The 18,979-nt window shown below is 51.1% G+C and carries 14 protein-coding genes; 7 read left to right on the top strand and 7 right to left on the bottom strand.

The annotated features are described in order from the left end of the window. The first annotated feature begins 4 nt into the window (after positions 1-4). Positions 5-589 (top strand): DUF3109 family protein, encoded by a 585-nt coding sequence (locus ABDW36_RS02650; protein ID WP_343700329.1) that lies wholly within the window; start codon positions 5-7, stop codon positions 587-589. 87 nt (positions 590-676) lie between these two features. Next, positions 677-2,056 carry a LutB/LldF family L-lactate oxidation iron-sulfur protein gene (locus tag ABDW36_RS02655; protein ID WP_343700330.1) on the top strand — a complete coding sequence of 460 codons (1,380 nt, stop codon included), beginning with the start codon at positions 677-679 and terminating at the stop codon, positions 2,054-2,056. A gap of 65 nt (positions 2,057-2,121) precedes the next feature. On the opposite strand, the gene ABDW36_RS02660 is transcribed toward ABDW36_RS02655, so the two are convergent. From ABDW36_RS02660 to ABDW36_RS02690, 7 genes are all read right to left on the bottom strand, one after another. After that, positions 2,122-3,657 (bottom strand): carboxypeptidase-like regulatory domain-containing protein, encoded by a 1,536-nt coding sequence (locus ABDW36_RS02660; RefSeq protein ID WP_343700331.1) that lies wholly within the window; start codon positions 3,655-3,657, stop codon positions 2,122-2,124. Continuing rightward, entirely contained in the window at positions 3,657-4,199 is a 543-nt protein-coding gene (locus ABDW36_RS02665) for a sigma-70 family RNA polymerase sigma factor (RefSeq protein ID WP_343700332.1), read from the bottom strand. Before ABDW36_RS02665 ends, ABDW36_RS02660 begins: the two co-directional genes overlap by 1 nt. Positions 4,200-4,383: 184 nt before the next feature. Then, positions 4,384-5,898, bottom strand: coding sequence for a bifunctional phosphoribosylaminoimidazolecarboxamide formyltransferase/IMP cyclohydrolase (gene purH / locus ABDW36_RS02670; RefSeq protein ID WP_343700333.1), 1,515 nt, complete (start codon positions 5,896-5,898; stop codon positions 4,384-4,386). A 12-nt stretch (positions 5,899-5,910) separates the two neighbouring features. Continuing rightward, positions 5,911-7,944, bottom strand: coding sequence for a ComEC/Rec2 family competence protein (locus ABDW36_RS02675; RefSeq protein ID WP_343700334.1), 2,034 nt, complete (start codon positions 7,942-7,944; stop codon positions 5,911-5,913). A gap of 122 nt (positions 7,945-8,066) precedes the next feature. Then, entirely contained in the window at positions 8,067-10,883 is a 2,817-nt protein-coding gene (carB, locus tag ABDW36_RS02680) for a carbamoyl-phosphate synthase large subunit (RefSeq protein WP_343700335.1), read from the bottom strand. Positions 10,884-11,100: 217 nt separating this feature from the next. Further along, positions 11,101-11,535, bottom strand: a complete 435-nt coding sequence (locus ABDW36_RS02685; protein ID WP_343700336.1) for a hypothetical protein — start codon at positions 11,533-11,535, stop codon at positions 11,101-11,103. 252 nt (positions 11,536-11,787) lie between these two features. Further along, on the bottom strand, positions 11,788-12,369 hold the full coding sequence (locus ABDW36_RS02690) for a helix-turn-helix transcriptional regulator (protein ID WP_343700337.1): 582 nt from the start codon (positions 12,367-12,369) through the stop codon (positions 11,788-11,790). 124 nt (positions 12,370-12,493) lie between these two features. On the opposite strand from ABDW36_RS02690, the gene ABDW36_RS02695 reads away from it, so the two are divergent. From ABDW36_RS02695 to ABDW36_RS02715, 5 genes are all read left to right on the top strand, one after another. Beyond that, positions 12,494-12,736, top strand: coding sequence for a hypothetical protein (locus ABDW36_RS02695; RefSeq protein WP_343700338.1), 243 nt, complete (start codon positions 12,494-12,496; stop codon positions 12,734-12,736). 77 nt (positions 12,737-12,813) lie between these two features. Next, the gene (locus tag ABDW36_RS02700) at positions 12,814-13,089 is read left to right on the top strand and encodes a hypothetical protein (RefSeq protein ID WP_343700339.1); all 276 of its coding nucleotides are present in this window, start codon (positions 12,814-12,816) and stop codon (positions 13,087-13,089) included. Positions 13,090-13,247: 158 nt separating this feature from the next. Further along, positions 13,248-14,405 (top strand): tetratricopeptide repeat protein, encoded by a 1,158-nt coding sequence (locus ABDW36_RS02705; protein WP_343700340.1) that lies wholly within the window; start codon positions 13,248-13,250, stop codon positions 14,403-14,405. 174 nt (positions 14,406-14,579) lie between these two features. Then, a complete protein-coding gene (gene acs, locus ABDW36_RS02710) occupies positions 14,580-16,493 on the top strand; it encodes an acetate--CoA ligase (RefSeq protein WP_343700341.1) in 1,914 nt (637 codons plus the stop codon). Between the two features lie 144 nt (positions 16,494-16,637). Then, a complete protein-coding gene (locus ABDW36_RS02715) occupies positions 16,638-18,977 on the top strand; it encodes an outer membrane beta-barrel protein (protein WP_343700342.1) in 2,340 nt (779 codons plus the stop codon). Positions 18,978-18,979 lie beyond the last annotated feature (2 nt).

The raw sequence follows: 18,979 nt of genomic DNA on the forward strand, positions 1-18,979 counted from the left end.
CAAGATGATAGTGATCGATGATAAATATATCAGTGACGAAGTGGTAGAGAAAAACTTTGTATGCAACCTTACCGCCTGCAAAGGGGCCTGCTGCGTGGCCGGAGACTGCGGCGCACCGCTGGAGGAAGCAGAGCTGCCCATCCTGAAGAAAATTTACCCGAAAATAAAGCCATACCTGCGCGAAGCCGGTATTGCCGAAATAGAACAGACAGGCTTCCACACCTGGGACGATGAGCATGGGCATGTAACGCCCATTGTAAACGGCGCCATTTGCGCCTATGCTACCATAGATGACAACGGGGTTGTGGGCTGCGGTATTGAAAAGGCGTATAAAGACGGGGTGATAGATTATAAAAAACCTATCTCCTGCCACCTCTACCCCATCCGCGTCACCAAATACGAGAGCTTTGAAGCGGTGAATTACGACAAGTGGAGCATTTGCAAACCTGCCTGTAAACTGGGCAACCAGCTGCAGGTACCGGTGTACCGCTTCCTGGAGGAAGCTATCACCCGCAAGTACGGCGCGGAATTTTATGCCGCGCTGGATAAAATTGCCACCGGGCAGCACCTGGAGGAAGAGGATATTTGATACGATTTTTGTGTTTATTGATACAAAAGCTGCAAACCCGTTGAGGATCAAAACACCCGAACACTTTTTCACTATCTTTACAGGCATATGAACAAGACGGCCAGTACCTTTCTTTCCGAAAGTGAAGCAAAAGCGGCGGACCTTGGGCACCGCAATACCATCAACTTCAATATCAGCAAGTATAACGCTGCCGTGAAGAACGGCAAGCTGCAGTTTGCGGACCTCCCCACAGCCCGCGAGCGCGCCAAAAATGTGAAATGGAAAGCCATTGAGCACCTTGACAAGCACCTGGAAGATTTCGAGATGCATTTCATGAAGCGCGGCGGTAAGGTGATATGGGCGGAAAATGCGGAACAGGCGCGTGAAGAAATACTGGCCATCTGCAAGGCCAAGAACTGCAAAACCGTGGTGAAAAGCAAGTCCATGGCCACGGAAGAGATCCACCTGAATGATTACCTGCATGAGCACGGTATTGAAAGCGTGGAAACGGACCTGGGAGAGTACATTCAGCAACTGGACAATGAGCCGCCCTACCACATTGTAACGCCGGCCATGCATAAAAGCAAGGAGCAGGTGGCGCAGCTTTTTGCAGACAAGCTGGGCTCTGACCCGAAGCTCAGCCCTGAAGAAGTGACACTTGTAGCACGGGAAAAACTGCGTCAGAAATACCTGGAAGCAGAAGTGGGCATCACCGGCGCCAACTTTATTATTGCAGACATTGGCGGCATTGCCGTTACGGAAAACGAGGGGAATGCAAGGCTCAGTACCTCCTTCCCCAAAACCCATATAGCACTGGTAGGCATTGAAAAGGTGCTGCCCTCCATTACAGACCTGGCCCTTTTCTGGCCGCTGCTGGCCACCTACGGCACAGGGCAGCAGATCACCTCCTACAACACCATTTTAAGCGGCCCGCGGCAGGAAGGTGAAACAGACGGCCCTGAAGAGATGTACGTGATCTTTATAGACAACGGCCGCACCAACATCCTGAAAGATGTGGAGGCGCGGGAAAGCCTTTACTGCATCCGCTGCGGCTCCTGCCTCAACGCCTGCCCCGTATACAAGAACATTGGCGGGCATACCTACAAAACCACCTACAGCGGCCCCATTGGCGCGGTAATTACCCCACACCTGCAGGGCATTGAAAAATACATGCACCTCAGCTTTGCCTCTTCCCTCTGCGGCAACTGCACGGAGGTATGCCCCGTGCGCATCAACCTGCACGAGCTGCTGCTTCACAACCGCCACAAAGCGGTAGAAGAACATCACACTTCCGGCGGGGAAAAACTGGGCTGGTTCGGCTGGAAACAGGCCTGCCTTAGCCGGCGTATGATGAACCTGGTAGGCGGGAAAACCAAAAACATGGTTATCGGGAAACTGTTCGGGAAAGCATGGGGAGACGATGAGCGGGGCATGCCTGTTTTTGCGCCCAAGTCTTTCAACCAGCTATGGAAAGAGAGAAATAAATAATCCGTGAATAACAAGCATAAAAACAGGGCGTATCGATATCACTGATACGCCCTGTTTGTTTTCCGTTACTCCTGCTTCAGCAGCAACAGCGGCACTGTTACCTCTGCCGTAGCCCTTTTGCCGTTGGAGGCAGGCGCCCACCTGGGGCCTTCCTTGATGATCCTGATGGCGGCCTTATTGGCCACATCTCCCATAGACTCCAGTACTTTAAAGTGCCGCAGCGTACTGTCTGGCATCACGGTGAAGGTTAAACGTACCTGCCCGCTTTTATTCTCCAACAGGCCGGGTATCACCAGTTTTCTGCGGGACTCAAGGTAGTCACTATAGATTTTAATAGAAACGGCAGGGTGTGGCGCTTTAGCTTTTTCTGCAGAAGGCTGGCTGCTGATTCCCCTGATCTGGATGTTGGCAGCCCCTGTTCTGTCTTGCTTCTTTTGCGTTCCATAACCCACCACCACTACGTCTGCCAGTGCCTGGTTATTAGCCGGCAGTTTCACATTGAGCTTGTCTGCATTGCCGGCAGACACGGCCACGTTGGTTTTCTCATAACCGACGTAGGAAAAGTCCAGCTTCACATCGTTACGGGGGCTTACCCGCATGGCAAAAGTGCCGGAGGTATCTGTTACCACACCCCGGTTGGTGCCGCTCTCTATAACAGAAACACCGGGCAGGCGGCGGCCGGTTTCGGCATCTACCACCACACCGCTGATAAGGCGCTCATCGTGCTGGCTATTATAGTTGGGATAGGGATTGGGCGCGCCGGTTATCTTTCCTTCCACTTTAGATGGAGGCGCGGTCTGCATGGCGTAAGTAGTGGAATCTGCGGCGTATTTGCCTATCCTGATAGTGTCTATTTTTTCGGTGAATGCGAGCGTTGGATGTTTCAGCGCAGCTTTTTCAGGGCTGGCTTTTCCATAAACCAGCTGTTTGCTGGCATTCTTTGGCAGTCCCCGAATAAATTGTTTACGGCTGTCGAAAGCCGCCTGGCCGGGCGTTCCTTCCGTTTCCTGTGCAGGGGCCGCAGCAGGCGGTGGAGCAGGTTTTGCAGCCTGTTCCTGTCTTGTGCGGGCCGTCAGTGGGGCAGGAGCTTCTTTTGCCTGTTTGACGGAAGACGGGTTCGCCCTATCTGCCGTTTCAGGGCCTGCTGTAGCTGGCTTCTGCGCTTCTGCGGCGGCAGGCACTGTATCTGCAGCTGTTGCACCGGCAGCGGCGGTAGAATCTGCGCGCCGGGGCTCTGTTACCTGTGCAATGTCATTTACTGGCTGCAGTGGACGGTTCATGATCAGCAGGGCGCCCACGGCTATTATCAGCAGTACGGCTGCAGCGGCCAGCCATTTGTAATCAAGGCGTCGTACTACGCCGCCGCCGCCCGGTTTTTTATCTTCGCCGCTCACCCTTTTTTCCAGGCGGGATTGCAGATCTTCAAGGGCAGGCTGCTGATCAGCCGGGTGTATGGCAAAACCTTCCAGCGCTTCAGCCAGAAACGGGTCGTCCAGCGCCTGTTTTTCAAGGGCGTGCATGGTCTTATCGTCCAGCGTGCCCTCCAGGTACTGGCGGATCAGCTCCGCGGTAGGTTTAATATGTCCTTGATTATCAGCCATTAATTTTTCTCCATACAGATCTTCAGGTTTCTTTTCCCGTTCTGTATATAACTTTTTACTTTATTCATTTCATAGCCTGTAATGTCTGCCACCTCGCGGTAACTCTTTTCCTGCAGGTAAAACAGGTGTACGCTCCGCTTTTGCTCTTCCGGCAGGCCTTCCAGGCATTTTTCCATGGCCTGGAGGTTGTTTTCCAGGCTGAATCCGTTATCAGGATGATTATTTTCACCCAATTCCATAAACCCGTTCTCCTCAATAGACACCACCCGGCCTTTGGTTGCCCTGATCTTCATGAGGCAGTGGTTGCGGGCCAATACATGCAGCCAGCCGCGGAAGCTTTGCACCTCGTGCTGCTTCACTTTGTCTACCAGTTCCTCAAAGATCTGCATCACGGCATCTTTACTGGCCTCTTCATCGAAATACTTGAGGCATACGCCGTATACCAGGTTCATATATCGCTCATACAACGCGGCCAGATACGTCAGTTCTCCCGTTTCCTTGTATTTCCGGACCAACTGCGCATCATCGGCTTCCTTCATCATATGTTGCTGTAAGAATGGCATCTGCTACGGCAATAGTACAAAATTAATGGTAAAATGGTGTGGTGTTAAAGCCCTACACCGGCGAGCCGGCGATAACTGAAAAATAGCGGGGAAAAGCCCACATGCCAATGAAAAAAGGGCCGACCGGTCTGGTCAGCCCTCTATGAGATAAACGTTCTTTCTGTTAGTGACGAAAATGGCGCATCCCGGTAATCACCATGGCCATGCCGTTCTCTTTGGCATACGTGATAGAATCATTGTCACGGATGGAGCCGCCGGGTTGAATAACAGCGGTGATGCCTTCTGCTTTGGCAATACGTACGCAGTCATCAAAGGGGAAGAACGCATCTGAAGCCATTACAGCGCCCTGCAGGCTGAACTCAAACTGTTTGGCCTTTTCAATAGCATGGCGCAGTGCGTCTATGCGGGAGGTTTGGCCGCAGCCTTTGCCCACCAGCTGGCGCTCTTTCACCAATGCTATGGCGTTAGATTTCAGGTGTTTGCATACAATATTGGCAAACTCCAGGTCTGCCTTCTGGGCCTCAGTGGCAGGTTGTGCGCCAGACTCGTCCCAGGTTTTGAAGCTGCCTTCATCGTTATCCTGCACCAGCACGCCGTTCAGCACGTTCTTGAACATCTGCGGCGTTTTCAGCGGCTGTTTCTGTAACAGCAGGATGCGGTTTTTCCTGGCCTGCAGAATTTCCAGCGCGGCCGGCTCAAAGCCAGGCGCTATCAGTATTTCGAAGAAAATTTCGTTGATAGACTGGGCGGTGGCGGCATCTACGGTTTTATTGCAAACCAGTACCCCGCCAAAGGCGCTTTCTTTGTCTCCCGCCAGCGCTGCTTCCCAGGCGGCGGTCAATGTAACACGACTGGCAATGCCGCATACGTTGGTGTGTTTGATCACGGCAAAAGTGGTATCAGTAAATTCAGCAATAAGCTGTACGGCCGCATCTACGTCTACCAGGTTGTTGTAAGACAGTTCCTTACCATGCAGCTTGTCAAACATATCTTCCAGGTTACCGTAGAAAACGCCTTTCTGGTGGGGGTTTTCGCCATAACGGCAAACCTGGCCCTGCGGTACGGAAAGCTGGAAGTAGTCTTTTTCGCTGTTTTGCAGGAAGTAGCCTGCAATGGCAACATCGTAATGTGCGCACACCTCAAAGGCTTTGGCGGCAAACTGACGGCGCTGCTCCAGGGTGGTGGCTCCCTTTCCTTCTACCAGCGCCTTTTCCAGGTCTGCGTACTGGTTTTTGGAGGCTACTATCACCACATCTTTATAATTTTTACCGGCCGCGCGGATGAGGGAAACGCCGCCGATGTCAATTTTTTCTATAATAGCCTGTTCTTCAGACGTGCTTTTAACGGTTTCTTCAAAAGGGTAAAGATCAACAATCACGAGGTCTATTTCCGGTATTTCGTACTGGGCCAGCTGCTCCAGGTCCTGCTTGTTTTCCCGGCGCGCCAGAATACCGCCAAACACTTTGGGGTGAAGGGTTTTCACACGCCCGCCCAGTATGGAAGGGTATGCTGTCAAGTCTTCTACCGCCACGCATTTTACGCCTTGTTCTTCAATAAACTTTTGCGTACCGCCGGTGGAGTAGATGGTAACACCCTGCTGGCCCAATGTTTTAACGATGTTCTCCAGGTTGTCTTTATAGAAAACGGAGATCAGTGCTGATTTAATTTGCTTTTGCATGCAAGGAAATAATTAGAGATTTACAACAAAGGCTCCTTTATCCGGAACCGAAAAGCAGCGCAAAGGTAGCTTGTTACATTTACTTTTCCATTTCCGGAGCAGGAAAGCTGGACAGGAGGCATCAAAAATTATTTTTTCGTATATAAAAAAATCATCAAACTGCTCAATGTTCTGCGGTGCGTTGGCGGATAGTACCAGGTAATGAACGTTTATTTTGTGCTGTAGTGGGGTGGCGGGCAGATAGCGCCCTTTCCAGAGCAGTATACGTTTGCCGTTGCAGAGGAGTAATGAGGGTGAGAACGTGGAAGTGCTCACCGTATTGATCCCCATCTCCAGATGTGCAGGGGCGGTATACTTCTCCATATCCGCCAGCGTATCACCCCAACGCAGGGCGCGCCTGCCGCTTATGTACTCCACCAGTGTTTTCCGCGGCACATTGTATACCACCAGCTTTTGCTGCGCAGCTATGTCAATATTACGAACAGCCCTCAAGCCAACGTAGGCTAAAAATGCAGCTAATGCATACAGGCAGGCTACGCGCCGTTTGAGCAGCCACCATACGCAAACCGCTATGGTTAAAGCATAGAGGCAATACATCTGCGCAGTACCGATGTAGATACCGGCCGTAACCGCACCTGGCAGACCATCTATCCACTGCACGGCTGCGTTCATCCCGCGGATGCCCCATTGCAGCACAGGCCCGGCAAAGCCGCCCAGCCATGGAAGGGCCACCAGCAATATTTCCCCATACAGCAGAATGGTGGAAAGCGGCACTGCTACCAGGTTAGCCGGTAAAAAATAATTCGGGAACTGCCGGAAGTACAGTAAACACACAGGCCAGGTGAACACCTGCGCGGCCAATGATACGGCGGCCATCTGCCATATCTTGTCCAGCCAGCGGTTGCGCACCATCCAGCTATCATAAACAGGTTTGTAGCAGATCAAAATGCCGGCCACGGCCAGAAATGACAATTGGAAACCTGCATCCAGCAGGAAAAACGGGTTGTAGCACAGCAGCAGGAAGGCAGCTGCGGCCAGTGTGTTAAAAGTACTGGCATGCCGGTTTATCATAAACTGTCCCACGGCAATGGTAGTAAACATCACGGCAGAGCGCAGCACCGATGCCGAAGCCCCGGTAAGCAGCGCAAAAGCCCAGAGCACGGCAATCAATATCAGTGCTTTTGCAATGTTGGTGAGGCGGCGGGCCGGCAGCCAGCGCAGCAGTTGGAGCAGCGTTACATAAATGAGGCCCAGGTGCAGGCCGGAGATGGCAATGATGTGCACCACTCCTGTATTGCTGTAGGCGTGCACTATGTCTTTGTCAAGCTCGCCACGGTAGCCTATGAGCAAGGCCTGCGCCACGCCGTACTCCTCACGGTGCGGGATATGCGTTTTCAGCGTGTTGAGGCAATAGTTGCGCGCGGCAATCAGCCAGGTTTCCAGTAACTGTCCTTTGTTGCCCTCCAGCTTTTGCCAGTTGGCAGGTTGCAGAAACGCCTGGTGAAACAAATTTTGGTAGCGGCAATACCTCGCATAGTCGAAAGCGCCGGGGTTACCCATGCCCTGGATGGGCCTTACGGCGGCACGCAGCAAGAGGCTGTTGCCGTAGTGAAGCGGCGGCGCTTCCCGGAAGTACAGCAGCATGTTGCCGGTAACAGGCTGAGGGCTTTGTTTGTACACGTGTGTAACGCGGGCCTCTGCCTTCCATGAGGCTGTTTTTTTTACGGGATCTTCCAGCAGCGTAACGGCCAGTGTCAAAGTATCTTCTTTCGTATGCCCATACCAACTGGCCTGGTGCCGCACATCCTGCTGATATACCAGCCACATGCCCAGCCAGAACACCATGCCCGCTACAGCAGCTCCCCGGAGGTAACGCAAACGGTACCGCCATGTAATGCTCAACAATGCAGGGACAAGCCAGCCGGCGCAGCAAACGATCAGTAAATGCCATGGTACAATTGCCAAGTAGAGCCCGGTGACGATGCCTGCTATGAGCGGCCATATCAAACGCAGGAAGGGTGCGGATTTCCAGAGATTAACAAACATATTTACAAACAATGGTACGTCCTAAATTTAGGGATTTTCCGGCAGTGAAAAAGCAATTACCCCGCAACAAAAAAGGTGTACCGCTTTTTGCGATACACCTTCCGTTATCTTATCAGCACCGGTTATTTACTCAGGTGCATGCTTCTTTCTTTGTAAAGTGTTCTGAAGTAAGGATCACGCAGGTCTTTGATGAAGCGGATGGCCTCACCGGTAGATTTCATTTCAGGCCCCAGCGCCTTGTTTACATTCGGGAACTTGTTGAAGGAGAACACCGGTTCCTTGATGGCAAAGCCTTTCAGGTTTTTCTCGATCTTGAAGTCTGTCAGTTTGTTAGCGCCCAGCATCACTTTGGTGGCAATGTTGAGGTAAGGTACCTGGTATGCTTTTGCAATGAACGGCGTGGTGCGGGATGCGCGGGGGTTGGCTTCAATTACGAACACCTGCCCGTCTTTGATGGCGAACTGGATGTTGATGAGACCACGGATGTCCAGCGCGCGGGCAATTTTTTCAGCATAGTACTCCATGGTGGTTACTATGAGCTGGCTCAGATTGAAGGCTGGTAACACTGCGTTGCTGTCTCCGCTGTGGATGCCGGCAGGCTCAATGTGTTCCATCACGCCCATTACATGGAAGTTCTCCCCGTCAAAAATGGCGTCTATCTCTGCTTCCTGGCAGCGGTCAAGGAAGTGGTCAATCAATATCTTGTTACCCGGCAGGTGTTTCAGCAGGCTCAGTACGGATTGTTCCAGCTCTTCTTCATTGATAACGATGCGCATCCGCTGGCCACCCAATACGTAAGAGGGGCGCACCAGTACGGGGTAGCCAACTTCTTTGGCCACGTCAATGGCATCATCCGTATTAAAGGCGGTGCCGTATTTCGGGTAAGGTATTTCCAGTTCTTTCAGCAGGTCTGAGAAGCGGCCGCGGTCTTCGGCAATATCCATATTGTCAAAAGAGGTGCCGATGATCTTCACGCCTTTCTCCGTAAGCCGTTTGGCCAGTTTCAGCGCCGTTTGGCCACCCAGCTGTACAATAACGCCTTCCGGTTTTTCCAGCTCAATAATTTCCCAGAGGTGCTCCCAGAATACCGGTTCAAAGTAGAGCTTGTCTGCCATATCAAAGTCTGTAGATACGGTTTCCGGGTTGCAGTTCACCATAATGGCCTCATAGCCGCACTCCTGGATAGCTTGCAGGCCATGGGTACAGCAGTAGTCAAATTCAATGCCCTGGCCAATTCTGTTGGGGCCTGAGCCAAGCACTATTACTTTCTTTTTGCCGGTGGGAATGCTTTCGTTCTGCGTGTCGAAAGCTGAGTAGAAGTACGGGGTTTTGGCTTCGAACTCTGCGCTGCAGGTGTCTACCATTTTGTAGGTGCGGGTAATGCCTGCGGCCTTCCGTTTTTCGTACACTTCCTCTTCTTCGCAGTTACCGAAAATGAGAGACAGCTGTTTGTCTGAGAAACCCATTTCCTTGGCAGTTTTCAACATGTCAAGGGGAACGGAGGCCAGGTCATGCTCGCCCAGTTGTTTCTCCAGCGTTACAATATCATTGATCTGGTGCAGGAACCAGCGGTCTATCTGCGTGGCCTGGTGAATGGACTTAACGGACATGCCTTCCATCAGCGCGTCTTTGATGCGGAAAATACGGTCCCAGGTGGGGCGCTTCAGTTTTTCCACCAGCTGTTCACTCTTCATCAGGGACTTGCCGTAGTAGCCAAGGCCTACCGCATCGTTCTCCAGGCTTTGACAGGCTTTCTGCAGCGCTTCGGGGAAGGTGCGGCCAATGGCCATCACTTCGCCTACAGACTTCATCTGCAGGCCCAGGGTATCATCTGCTCCTTTGAATTTATCGAAGTTCCAGCGCGGCATTTTCACAATTACATAGTCCAGCGCGGGCTCAAAATAGGCGGAGGTGGTTTTGGTGATCTGGTTCTCCAGCTCGTCAAGCGTATAGCCGATGGCGAGTTTGGAAGCTATTTTGGCAATGGGGTAGCCGGTAGCTTTGGAAGCCAGGGCGGAGGAGCGGCTCACGCGGGGGTTGATCTCGATGGCGATCAGTTCTTCGTTTTCCGGGTTCAGGGCAAACTGCACATTACAGCCGCCGGCAAAATTACCCAGCTGGCGCATCATCATGATGGCCTTGTTGCGCATGTCCTGGAAAGCGGTATCGCTCAGGGTCATGGCGGGGGCCACGGTAATGGAATCTCCGGTGTGGATACCCATCGGGTCGAGGTTTTCAACGGTACAGATGATCACAACGTTGTCATTCTTGTCCCGCAGCAATTCCAGTTCATACTCCTTCCAGCCCAGTACCGCTTTTTCTACCAGCACTTCGTGTACGGGTGAAGCGGTAAGGCCACGGTCAAGCGCCTCATCCAGGTCTTCCTTGCTGTGTACAAAACCGCCGCCGGTGCCGCCCAGTGTGAAGGAGGGGCGTATAACCAGCGGGAACCCTATTTCCTGGGCAAACTCCTTACCTTCCAGCAGGGAATTGGCCGTGCGCGCGGGAGCCACCGGCACGCCCAGTTCAATCATCCACTGGCGGAACTGCTCACGGTCTTCAGCCTTGTCTATGGCCTTGATGTCTACCCCTATCAGTTTAACGTTATTCTTTTCCCAAATTCCCAGCTCATCTACTTCTTTACAAAGGTTGAGCGCCGTCTGGCCACCCATGGTAGGCAGTACGGCGTCTATCTGGTTCTCTTCCAGTATCTGCTCAATACTTTCCACTGTTAAAGGCAGCAGGTAAACCTTGTCTGCCATCATAGGGTCCGTCATGATAGTGGCCGGGTTGGAATTGATCAAAATCACTTTGATTCCTTCTTCCCGCAGCGAACGCGCCGCCTGGGAGCCGGAATAGTCAAATTCACAGGCCTGACCAATAATAATAGGACCGGAGCCGATAATGAGAACAGATTTGATGGAGGTGTCTTTGGGCATCTTTTTTTATTAGCTATTGATAATGAAAAACCATGCGATCTCTCAGCCCGCATCGAACTAAAAAATCGTGCAAAGTTACGGGAATAATTGATTTCTGGATAGAGAAATTTGGGGAAAGAAGGGGACTGCTGTATAAATATAATTTATATTCAAAATAATTCGAAAATGAAGCCGGCTATCTGGCCACCGGGAACGTTTAGCCGGCGCCGTTCACAACTTACTCAATTTCCGCAGTAGCATATACGTATACCAGCTTCCAGCCACCATTCACCTTCTGGAACTCAAAATCCTCAACGGAGGCAGAATCGTCTGTTACTAATGCTATGTCATCTTCGTTAAGCGTTTTACGCGCACGCAGCAGCTCGTATTTGTTGCCAAAATCACCGGCAACAGGCAGCTCCAGGTAGTTCTTGAAAAATGCGGGAAATTCTTCGCGACCAACGGTTTGTACGGTTGTATCCGCCAGGCTTTTTTTCACCACCAGCGGAAACTCCGTATACTGGCTCAAAGCCTGGTAGTCTTTTTTGATGATGGCAGTATGGAGTCTTTTCCAGAACGCTTCAAACTCTTTCAACGCCGGTGCAGAAGCGCGCTGAGCCTTGCCACCCAGCAACAAAAAGCACATAAACACAGCCAGTAGACAGCTCTTCATAGACTAATAGGGATAATCGTAAAACAAATATAGAATATGCTAATATATGTAATATGCCTTAAACAGTCAAGACCCTCAAGGGGATATGAGGAAAAAAATTCCCGTATTTATAAATCGTTTTCCCGATAGCGGGCGGGTAAGGGAAGGATTGCGGTTAACTTGCAGGGGATTATAATTGGAATTGCACATATCATCCTTTGACTACTGAGAACCCCCGGGTGCTGTTGCCCTGCAGGCAGCGGCACCTTTTTTTCAGGAGGCCTTGTTCCGCAGCTCCTCCCGCAGGCGGGCCATTTCCACCAGCACTTTGTTGTGGTCTTCCAGCAGTTTGTAGTATTTGTCTTTCCAGCTTTCCACATCAGACAGGTCTATACCTCCGTCTTCCACACCGCTGTGCCCCAGGAACTCTTTCTGGCCAACCTCCAGCACCTGGCATATTTTTTTTAACTGCTCCGTGCTGAACACCGCCTTCTCCAGCAGGTTGTACAGCGCGCGCCGGCTCAAGCCCATACGCTCTGCCAGCTTGGTTTTGTTCAACCCCTTTTCCTCTATCAGCTCATTCAGGCGCTGGCCATAATGAAAATCCGATGCGGGTTGCAGGGCGGGACGGCGGGGATTTGACCAATTGTAAAACTCGTCAAGACTAATGCCCAATAATGTGCAGAACTCCAGAAGAGTAGATCTTTTGATGGCTTCCTTGCGGAAATAATAATGCGCAATCTGGTTTGAGAAGTCCGCCAGCTCAGCAAAATCAAGGATCTTCATGCGCTTGTCCCGCACAATTTGTTTTAACCGTGCGCCCTCATGAATTATATTTTTGGAGACTGATTCCACTGTAAATAAATTTTGTTATACTTGTAATAATTGTCAATGAATTGTATGATGTTCACTATATCAATATAACATTTTCATTGACATTTTGCGCATTTATTCATCAATCTGACAAAATTATTCGCAAATGGAATCAAAAAAACTTTCATCCGTCAACCTCCTGTCTGACATCCACACTGAAATGATACAGTTACCGAAATCTTTCCGGGAGTCTGTATGCCAGGAGTGTGGCTGGAGTGAGGCTACCTTTTACCGGAAAACAAAAACAAAAAAGGCATTCAGCAACGCAGAAAAAGACAAGATACTGGCGGTTGGTGACAACCTGCTGAAAACCCTGCTGGCTCACAGCAACAAGTACAGGCCCCGCTAATGCACAATAGCGTAAAGAAACAGGCTACCCGGGCACATGTACCAAAACATGTTTTTATCACCCAAAAGTCAAACGCCATGCAACAATCTGACACCGCAACCTTGCACGAAGAACAACTACGGGCAGTAATTGCCGGGTTCATCCGTCAGCTACATGAAACCGGCGGCAATTCCATTTCACATGTAACCGTTACCGTACATGGCGAGTTGCAGCATTTTTCCCCTGACCGTGAAATCAACGCCATCCCGGTTACCAAAATAAGAGGCGTCAGCAGCCTCTCCTACCAGGAAATGCCCATTGAGGCGCCGCTGGCCAACCGCGTTACCATCATCACTACGGAAAACGAAGGGTGACCCTCAAAAATCAACCAGGTTAATTTTCTGAAAAGCAAAAGGGAGCCATCTCCTTTTTGCTTTTTTTGTTGACCCTGATTCATTCCCTTAAAGCCTTCCAACTAAATTTTTCTTTTAATAACTAAATTATTAGTTTTATAAGAAGAAAACGCATTCGCATGAAAATAATCGTACTCTTCGCTTTAACATTGCTCTGCGCTACTCCCCTGTATGCACAGGAAAATTTGCGGCAAGACCAGTTTGACAAGAGCCTGGTGATGGACTACATCCAGGAGCAGCAGTTTGACAAGATTATCCGGTACCTTGAGGAAACGGTGAAACCGCAGCATACCAACGGCCTGTCCCTGCTGGCTAATGCATACTTTCAGGCAGGGCAGCCTGCACAGGCGGAAAACAATTATAAACGCGTACTTGAGCTGGATTCCAACCATATTGCCGCCAACCAGCACCTGGGCATACTGGCGCGCAACCAGAAAAACCATGCGCAGTCTGTGGTGTATTTTGAAAGGCTGCTGAAGCTGCGGCCCAATAATGCGGCCTACCTCAAGCAGCTGGGCAACGCCTGTGCCAACGTGGTGGGCATGCAGGACACCGCTTTCTATTACATGAAGCAGGCGTATGCCCTTAACCCACGAGATGTAGGCGTGGTTACCTTCCTCGGCGCCGAGTACCTTGACAGAAAAGATTTTGCCATGGCAGACAGTGTGCTGAAAACCTACTATGCCGCAGACAGTTCTCAACTGACGGTAAGCACGCTGCTCATCCGTTCCGCCTACCTTCAGAAAAATTTCAGGAACGTAACGGTGTATGGAGAACACTTGCTGAGCAGGCGGACGATAGATCCCATGGCCTGCTCATTCCTGGCCGTATCTCACTACGCGCTGAAGCAATATGATAGCTGCATACGGGTACATAATGAAATGATGGCCATCATCCGGGCGGCGCCGGAAACCGTAAAATACTACGCAGCGCTGTCCTATTCGGAAAAGCGGCAGTTTGACAGCAGCAATGCGCTGCTGCAGGAATGTATAGACATGGCTAAGTCCCAAACCCTTGATAGCTATTACACAGCCATGGCGGGCAATTATGAGCAAATGAAGCAGTACAGAACGGCCATTAAACATTACGATACGGCTTATTACCTGTTCCATGACCCCATGCGCCAGTACGGCATTGCACGTATCTACGACCAATACATGCAAGACCCCGTGCGGGCAAAACGGTTTTACCAGCAGTTCGTCAAAGATGCCAAACCGGAAGGCAAAGACGAGGTAAACATTCACAATTACGCCAAGGAACGGCTGAAGAATCTGTAGACCAGGCGCGGAAATAACAAACACAAGCGGCAGCTAAAACAGGCTGCCGCTTGTGTTTTATTATACTATATTCAATTTTCTTGGTAGTAAATTCGATAATCTTCAATCTTTATTCACTAAATTTAAGCCCCGTTTACAAAAACTGTTATAAACTAAAAAAACGTTTTGGGAATCATGTCGTACCCATATCAACTCAAGAATTTTGAAGACTATCAGCAAGCCTGGCAGCACAGTGTAACTGACCCGGAGGGATTCTGGGCCAACGTAGCCGATCATTTTTACTGGCGTCGGAAATGGGACAAAGTGCTGGAGTGGGATTTTAAACAACCGGATGTTAAATGGTTCACCGGCGCAAAGCTCAACATTACAGAAAATTGTCTTGACAGGCACCTGGGCACGCTGGGCAACCAGCCGGCCATCATCTGGGAGCCGAATGATCCGGAAGAAAGACATCGTATTCTCACCTACCGCGAGCTGTACAACAAGGTGTGCCAGTTTGCAAATGTGCTGAAGAACAACGGCGTGAAGAAAGGAGACCGCGTATGTATCTATATGGGCATGATACCGGAGCTGGCTATTGCCGTGCTGGCCTGTGCCCGCATTGGGGCCATCCACTCTGTAGTATTCGGCGGTTTCAGCGCCCAGTCTATTGCAGACCGTATACAGGATGCGCAGGCCTCACTGGTAATTACCTGTGACGGGGCGTACCGCGGCGCAAAAGACATTCCTTTAAAATCCGTAATAGATGATGCGCTGATGGCCTGCCCCAGCGTACAGAAGGTAATTGTATGTACCCGTACCCGTACTCCCGTAAGCATGCTGAAAGGCCGTGACGTATGGTGGGAAGACGAGATCAAGCAGGTAGAGACCATGGGCAACCCGCCGGTACCGGCTGAGGAAATGGACGCGGAAGACATGCTCTTCATTCTTTACACTTCCGGCTCTACCGGCAAACCGAAAGGCGTGGTGCATACATGTGCCGGCTATATGGTGTACGCTAATTACACGTTTATCAATACTTTCCAGTACAAGCCCGGCCAGGTGTATTTCTGTACGGCAGACGTTGGCTGGATAACCGGGCATAGCTACATTGTGTACGGCCCGTTGAGCGCCGGCGCCACCACGCTGATGTTTGAAGGCGTACCCACCTACCCGGACGCAGGCCGGTTCTGGGACATTGTAGACAAATTCAGGGTAAACGTGCTCTACACCGCCCCCACCGCCATTCGCAGCCTTATGGGCTTTGGGCTGGGGCCGGTGAACCATAAAGACCTCAGCTCGCTCACCACTCTGGGTACCGTGGGCGAACCCATTAACGAAGAGGCCTGGCACTGGTATAAAGACCAGATCGGTAAAGGCCGCTGCCCCATTACAGATACCTGGTGGCAGACGGAAACGGGCGGCATCATGATTGCCCCCATTGCCGGCATCACGCCTGAAAAGCCCGGCTACGCCACGCTGCCGCTACCCGGTATTCAACCCGTACTGGTAGATGAGAACGGTAAAGAAATTGAAGGCAACGGCGTAAATGGCAACCTCTGCATCAAGTTTCCATGGCCGGGTATGATACGCACCACGTACGGAGATCATGAGCGCTGCCGTACCACCTACTTTGCCACCTTCGAAAACCTGTACTTCACGGGAGACGGTTGCCTGCGTGATGAAGACGGCTACTACCGCATCACCGGCCGCGTAGACGATGTGCTGAACGTGAGCGGCCACCGTATAGGTACGGCGGAAGTAGAGAACGCCATCAATATGCACGCCGGCGTGGTAGAAAGCGCTGTAGTTGGCTACCCGCATGACATCAAGGGCCAGGGCATTTATGCTTTCGTGATTTCAGAAATGCATGTGAAAGATCCGGACCTCACTAAAAAGGATATTATGCAAACCGTAGCCCGCATTATTGGCCCCATTGCCAAACCAGACAAGATCCAGTTTGTAAGCGGGCTGCCCAAAACACGTTCCGGCAAGATCATGCGCCGCATTCTGCGTAAAATTGCCGAAGGTGAACTGGACAACCTCGGGGATACCTCTACCCTGCTTGACCCGGCTGTTGTAGAAGAGATCAAGCGGGGAAAATTGTAAAATCAATAATTTTTGATACCGGTAAAAGGAACTGCACTACCATGCAGTTCCTTTTTTTGTGCTGAAGGCTGCTGTTTGTCTCGCAAAACCTTCATATGATGTAAATAATTTTCTGCGCCGCCCGGAGCCTCTTTTCTTTACATCATGGCACAAAAACTACTGCTTTGCAGCCTGCTGGCCCTGAACTGCGCTTCTGCGCAGGCACAACAGATAAAGGGCGTTGTATGCAACCACCAGCAACAACCGCTTGCGGCTGCCACAGTAGTGCTTCTGCGTACAGACAGCAGTATTGCCGCCACCGTAAGCAGCAGCTCTTCAGGGCTGTTTGTATTTGATAATATAGCCGCCGGCAATTATTTGCTGCAGACCAGCTACCTTGGCTATGCGCCATTCTGCTGTACGCCGGTAGTATCTCCTTCTGCTCAAAACATCACTATTACCCTCCAACCGCTTGCGCGGCAGCTGGAAGAAGTGAAAGTGCAGTCTCAACGGCCGCCGGCAATTGAGCGGCGCATAGACGGGCTGGTATACAACCCCGCCTCAGACGTAGTGGCGGCCGGCAGCAACGCACAAGATCTGTTGCAGCGGGTGCCTTTTATCAGTGTTAACCAGGATGGTGATGTATTTCTCCATGGTAGCAATGTGCGCGTGTTCATCAACAACAAACCTGCAGAATTTTACTCTACCAATGTTCCTGACCTGCTGCGCCAGCTCACTGCTGCAGATATTGCGCGCATTGAGGTGATCACCCACCCGTCCGCCCGCTATGATGCTGAAGGCGCGGCTGCCGTGCTGCAGATATGGCTGAAACGCAATCGCCTCCGCGGCATCACTGGCACGCTGAATGCCAACGCCCATCAGCTGGAAACAGGCTACACGTTGAAACTAAACTATCGCCTCAGTAAAATATCCGGCTCTGCCGAAGTGCTGCAAGGCTTCTATAATTCATACAACAACGAAACATCTGAACGAAGAGGACTGAATACATTTATGAACCGGCAATACACGGAAAATGCCTTCCGTGGCAGAAACAACTTTTTCACCCTGGAGGGTGGCTGGGAGCCAGACAGCACGCAGTCTCTTGACATTTTGCTGCGCCTGGGTATATTTCCGGTGAAGCGCCGACAGGAACTAGAAGCGCAACAGTTTCAGCAGGGGGATGTAAGGCGCGCCTACAGCCGCACCACCTACCGGGAGGCGCATTACAGCTACCACCTTGCCAGCCTCACATACAGCAAACACTTTAGCAACAACCGGGAATTGTCTGTTGTTGCAGGCCTTAACACCCGCCACAACCGCAGCGGATATACTATGCTGCAGGTGGAAAACACCGAGCAGAATTACCGCGAGAAAAATGAAAACGCAGGCTCCAACGCTGACATGATGCTGCAAACGGACTATACACACCCGTTTTCTACTTCACGGAAGCTTGAAGCAGGCCTCAAATACACCGCCAGCCAGGTAAATTCCGACTATGAACTGTATACGTTTGACAGTGCCGCCGGCTATAAGCATGACACTGCCCGTTCCCGGCTTTTTGATTTCCGGCAGAACGTGGCGGCCGTTTACGCCAGTTATGAACAAACCTTAGGCAAGTGGAAAGTGAGGGCGGGCCTCCGGTATGAATACACACAACTGAAGGCCGGCGGGCAAACGGCGGCTATTGCCCTGCGTCCGTACGGTACGCTGGTACCCAACCTGCTGGTATTCCGTACTATTTCTTCAAAAGTATCTGCCACGCTGGGCTACGCCAGGCGCATCAGGCGGCCCAGCCCATATCATCTTACGCCCGCAACAGATTACAGTGACTCGCTGAATATTACCGAAGGTAACCCCAACCTGGTGCCTGAGTGGCTCAATCATATAGAAGCAGGCATTTCAGCCTCTTTCGACAACAATAGCTCCTTAAACCTGTCTGCCTATTACGACTATGCGAACAACAGCATACAGAGCGTCCGCTTGATGAAAGAGCACGTTATTTACAACAGCTACGCCAATATAGCGGGCCACCGCAAAGCAGGCGCATCACTCAATCTGAACCTTAATATAGGAGCCCATTTCAAACTGAACACCAACCTTGTTTATAGCTATACGGAGTTCCGCGCGTCACATCGCTTTACCTACAACTACATGGAAACATCTGTTAACGCCACACGGCAATTCCCCAAAGGTTTTGGGACAGAAGGTAATATTCGTTACTTCACACCTTACCCGTTCCTGTACGGCTACGTGGGCAGCTGGCTAACTTTTTACCTCGGTGTAAATAAAAAATTTAACGATGGAAAATACGCGGTCAGCCTTCGTTTTCAGGATTTTTTGCACCCCTACAACGTATCTGAGGGTTTCTTTTTTGGCGATACCTACACTGAAAATATTACCCGCAGGTTTCGGAACCCTTCTGTAAGAATGGGTTTCAGCTATCGTTTCGGAAAGGCCTACAATACGGGGCCGCAGCGGAAGCGGCGGAGTGCGGAGGATTTGTGACC

Source organism: Chitinophaga sp. (assembly GCF_039596455.1).
Lineage (GTDB): Bacteria > Bacteroidota > Bacteroidia > Chitinophagales > Chitinophagaceae > Chitinophaga.

What these genes read in the sequence shown, in the direction of transcription:
- ABDW36_RS02650 (WP_343700329.1), top strand. Translation starts at nt 5, where the DNA reads ATGATAGTGATCGATGATAAATATATCAGTGACGAAGTGGTAGAGAAA.
- ABDW36_RS02655 (WP_343700330.1), top strand. Translation starts at nt 677, where the DNA reads ATGAACAAGACGGCCAGTACCTTTCTTTCCGAAAGTGAAGCAAAAGCG.
- ABDW36_RS02660 (WP_343700331.1), bottom strand. Translation starts at nt 3,657, where the DNA reads ATGGCTGATAATCAAGGACATATTAAACCTACCGCGGAGCTGATCCGC.
- ABDW36_RS02665 (WP_343700332.1), bottom strand. Translation starts at nt 4,199, where the DNA reads ATGATGAAGGAAGCCGATGATGCGCAGTTGGTCCGGAAATACAAGGAA.
- purH (WP_343700333.1), bottom strand. Translation starts at nt 5,898, where the DNA reads ATGCAAAAGCAAATTAAATCAGCACTGATCTCCGTTTTCTATAAAGAC.
- ABDW36_RS02675 (WP_343700334.1), bottom strand. Translation starts at nt 7,944, where the DNA reads ATGTTTGTTAATCTCTGGAAATCCGCACCCTTCCTGCGTTTGATATGG.
- carB (WP_343700335.1), bottom strand. Translation starts at nt 10,883, where the DNA reads ATGCCCAAAGACACCTCCATCAAATCTGTTCTCATTATCGGCTCCGGT.
- ABDW36_RS02685 (WP_343700336.1), bottom strand. Translation starts at nt 11,535, where the DNA reads ATGAAGAGCTGTCTACTGGCTGTGTTTATGTGCTTTTTGTTGCTGGGT.
- ABDW36_RS02695 (WP_343700338.1), top strand. Translation starts at nt 12,494, where the DNA reads ATGGAATCAAAAAAACTTTCATCCGTCAACCTCCTGTCTGACATCCAC.
- ABDW36_RS02700 (WP_343700339.1), top strand. Translation starts at nt 12,814, where the DNA reads ATGCAACAATCTGACACCGCAACCTTGCACGAAGAACAACTACGGGCA.
- ABDW36_RS02705 (WP_343700340.1), top strand. Translation starts at nt 13,248, where the DNA reads ATGAAAATAATCGTACTCTTCGCTTTAACATTGCTCTGCGCTACTCCC.
- acs (WP_343700341.1), top strand. Translation starts at nt 14,580, where the DNA reads ATGTCGTACCCATATCAACTCAAGAATTTTGAAGACTATCAGCAAGCC.
- ABDW36_RS02715 (WP_343700342.1), top strand. Translation starts at nt 16,638, where the DNA reads ATGGCACAAAAACTACTGCTTTGCAGCCTGCTGGCCCTGAACTGCGCT.